This is a genomic window from Pseudomonas sp. MD195_PC81_125 (assembly GCF_014060985.1).
Taxonomy (GTDB): Bacteria; Pseudomonadota; Gammaproteobacteria; order Pseudomonadales; family Pseudomonadaceae; genus Aquipseudomonas; species Aquipseudomonas parakoreensis.
In genome coordinates this window covers 1-3456 of sequence record NZ_JABULD010000187.1, presented here as the reverse complement: position 1 = coordinate 3456, position 3456 = coordinate 1, and the positions used below count along the sequence as shown (strand labels likewise).

Here is a 3456-nt window from a genome sequence, read left to right as displayed (position 1 = left end):
AAGATCAAGAATCAAAAGATCGCAGCCTGCGGCAGCTCCTACAAAGGGGTCGGTGGTGGATCAGTAGAGGGTGTCGATTACCCGCTTCGGTGCTTCGCGATCGTAGGTCTCGGCATCGAATTGCCCATCATTCAGACGCTTGTGAAATGCACCGGCAGAGGGCAGCGCCGAGCGCGGCAGGTGAGTCTCGGGGTTCCACGCGTCCGAACGCACAAACGCTTTCGAACAATGGAAAAACGCCGCCTCTACCGTCACCAGCAACACCGTTTTCGCCGGTTTGCCGTTCACCGCAAAGCTATCCAGCAGTTCGGGATCGGCGCTGATGGTCGCGGTGCCGTTGACCCGCAAGGTTTCGCCGATCCCCGGAATGATGAACAGCAGCGACACCCGTGGATCCTGCAGCACATTGCGCAAGGTATCGATGCGGTTGTTGCCCGGGCGATCCGGCAGCGCCAGGGTGTTCTGGTCAATGATCCGGACAAATCCCGGCGCATCGCCGCGTGGCGAATTGTCGAGGCCGTCGGCGCCCACCGAGCTGACGATCACCAGCGGCGAGACCCGCACCATCGCCTGATAATCCTCGTTGAGAAAACCGATCTGCTTACGCACCGCGCGCTCGTGGGGCAGGCCGTAAATAGCTTCCAGTGCTTCGATTGAATCGATCATCGTGCATCCCTCGATGATTTAGAAAAACAGCCCCATGCGCCGCTCGTAACCGATCCGGCCCTTGTACGCTTCGCCGCTGTCGACGAAACCGTGTTTGGCGTACAGCGCGATCGCCGCGTCGTTATCGGCATCCACCGACAGTTCCAGCCCTTTGATCTCCGGCCATGCTTCACGCGCGACGTCGGGCAACGCTTGCAGGCAGGCCTTGCCATACCCCCTTGCCTTGCGCGCGGTGATCGACCTGCAAGGCGTGCAGGGTGGCGCTGTGTTCATCGGCCCAGGCCGGCAACACCGGCGGGCGCTTGAGCAGCAGGAACGCCACCGGCACTTGATCGGCCAGCAGGGCAAAGCCTTTCACGCCGGGGCCAGGTTTGGACAGCAGCGTGTGCAACGCACCGTGAATGTCGCCGGAAAACTTGATCTGCTCGGGATGGATTTCAATCGCCTCGACCTGCTGACGCTGCAAGGCGTTCAGGCTGTCGTACGGCACGAGTTGGGCTGACACGGGAATTTCCTTTTTCCTACAAAGGTGAGCCTCGGATTCTAGCGATTTTGTCTTCGGCGGAATTTTTTTGTTTCGTCTGTCGATCTGCCCGATGGCCGAACGACTAAGGGTGTCTTCACTACAAAAACTACGGAGAACACCATGAGCGCACACACTGAAATCCAGGCCCTGATCAACACTTATCGCGAAGCGGTGATGACCAAGAATGTCGACAAAGTCATGGCGTTGTACGCTGACGACATCGTCTCGTTCGATGCGATCAAGGCCCTGCAATTCAAGGGCAAGGCGGCTTATCGCGCGCACTGGGAAGCCTGCATGGAAATGTGCCCCGGCCCGCACGTTTTCGAGTTCCACGAGATCGCCATCGAGACCGCCGACAACCTCGCTTTCGCCCATTGGGTCACGCATTGCGGGGGGACCAACGACAAGGGCGAAACCCAGAGCTGCTGGATGCGCGCTACTGCGTGTTATCGGCCAGTGGGCGGGACGTGGAAGATTGTCCACGAGCACTGGTCGGCGCCGTTCGATCCGATGAGCGGCAGCACGCTGTTCGATGTGCAACCCTGATCTTCAGCCATAGTTGATCCGTTCGATTCAGGAGAAAGCCATGAAGTATTTATGCCTGGTCTACAGCGATGAGCGCCTGCTACACACCTCGCCCGACAGCCCGGAAGACGCCGAGTGCTGGGCCTATGCCGAGTCGATTCAGGGCAGCGGGCGGATGGTTGCCGCCGAAGCGCTGGAGTCGGTGCAGACTGCGACCACGGTGCGCATGCGCAACGGCAAGCTGTCGATTACCGATGGCCCGTTCGCTGAAACCAAGGAGCAACTGGCCGGGTTTTATCTGATCGATGCCAAGGATCTGAACGAAGCGATTCAGGTCGCCGGCCACATTCCGGCGGCCCGGGTCGGCAGCGTCGAAGTGCGTCCGGTGCGGCAGTTGAATGTCTGAAGTCCGGGCGCGGGTCGAGCAGGTCTATCGCGAAGACTCGCGGCGGATTCTGGCAACCCTGATTCGCCTGCTCGGCGATTTCGATCTCGCCGAAGAAGCCTTGCACGAGGCGTTCTTCGTCGCGGTCGAGCGCTGGCAGCGCGACGGTGTGCCCGACAATCCGCGCACCTGGCTAGTGTCCACCGGGCGTTTCAAGGCCATCGATGTGTTGCGCCGCCGCGCCCGCTTCAAGGCCTCGCAGCCGCTGTTGCTCGCGCAGCTCGAAGAGCTGGAACAGGCCGACTGGAGTGGCGAAGACGTGGAAGACGACCGCCTGCGGCTGATCTTCACCTGCTGTCACCCGGCCTTGGCGGCGGATGCGCAAGTGCCGCTGACCTTGCGTGAAGTCTGCGACCTGACCACCGAGGAAATCGCCCGCGCGTTTCTTTCGGCTCCGGCGGCGATTGCCCAGCGCATCGTGCGCGCGAAGGCGAAGATTCGCGACGCCAGAATCCCTTATCAAGTGCCGAGCCTGAACGAGTTGCCGGAGCGCCTCGACAGTGTGTTGCGGGTGATTTATCTGGTGTTCAACGAAGGCTATTCGGCGTCGATGGGCGCTGAATTGACCCGCGAGGATCTGACCCGCGAGGCGATCCGGCTCGGGCGGTTGCTGATGGAATTGCTGCCGGAGCCGGAGGTTATGGGGTTGTTGGCATTGATGCTGCTGCACGAGTCGCGACGGTCTGCGCGCAGCTCGCCAAGCGGGGAGCTGATTCTGCTGGACGACCAGGACCGCTCGCGCTGGGATGCCGGGCTGATTGCCGAAGGTTGCAGGCTGATCGAACGCGCGCTGAGTACGCGACGATTCGGTCCGTATTGCCTGCAAGCGGCGATTGCTGCGGTGCATGCCGAAGCGCCGTCAGCGGCGCAAACGGATTGGCAGCAGATCGTTGGCCTCTACGACGTGCTGTTGCGCGCAGTGCCGTCGCCGGTGATCGAATTGAACCGCGCCGTGGCGGTGGCCAAGCGTGATGGGGCGGTGGCCGGGCTGACGCTGATCGAAGGGATTCTGGATCGCGGCGAATTGCAGGATTACCACCTCGCGCATTCGGCGCGGGCGGAATTTTGTCGGCAGTTGGGTCGGGTAGAGCAGGCGCGGGCGGCGTACCGGCGAGCACTGGAACTGACCCGGCAGGAGCCGGAGCGGCGGTTTATCGAGGGGCGGCTGAGCGAACTGGATTGATCCGGGGAATTCATTGGCAGTGCCGGCCTCATCGCTGGCAAGCCAGCTCCCACAGTGTCTGCGCCGTACACAAAGTTAATGAACACCTCGGTACTTGTGGGAGCTGGCTTG

Annotated in this window: 4 protein-coding genes and 1 pseudogene; 3 read left to right on the top strand and 2 right to left on the bottom strand. The window is 61.5% G+C overall.

All coding sequences use genetic code 11. The features are described 5' to 3' along the window. Positions 1-60: 60 nt before the first annotated feature. On the bottom strand, positions 61-666 hold the full coding sequence (locus tag HT737_RS08010; RefSeq protein ID WP_182402127.1) for a pyridoxamine 5'-phosphate oxidase family protein: 606 nt from the start codon (positions 664-666) through the stop codon (positions 61-63). 18 nt (positions 667-684) lie between these two features. Then, positions 685-1171, bottom strand: a pseudogene (locus HT737_RS08005) (GNAT family N-acetyltransferase). A gap of 141 nt (positions 1172-1312) precedes the next feature. Here HT737_RS08005 and HT737_RS08000 point away from each other — a divergent pair. Genes HT737_RS08000 through HT737_RS07990 form a run of 3 tightly spaced genes read left to right on the top strand, consistent with a single transcriptional unit; the run spans position 1313 to position 3345 of the window. Then, entirely contained in the window at positions 1313-1738 is a 426-nt protein-coding gene (locus tag HT737_RS08000; RefSeq protein WP_182402125.1) for a nuclear transport factor 2 family protein, read from the top strand. Positions 1739-1778: 40 nt separating this feature from the next. Next, positions 1779-2123, top strand: coding sequence for a YciI family protein (locus HT737_RS07995; protein WP_003227360.1), 345 nt, complete (start codon positions 1779-1781; stop codon positions 2121-2123). Further along, positions 2116-3345: an RNA polymerase sigma factor gene (locus tag HT737_RS07990; protein WP_182402123.1), complete on the top strand. Its 1230-nt coding sequence runs from the start codon at positions 2116-2118 to the stop codon at positions 3343-3345. Before HT737_RS07995 ends, HT737_RS07990 begins: the two co-directional genes overlap by 8 nt. Positions 3346-3456 lie beyond the last annotated feature (111 nt).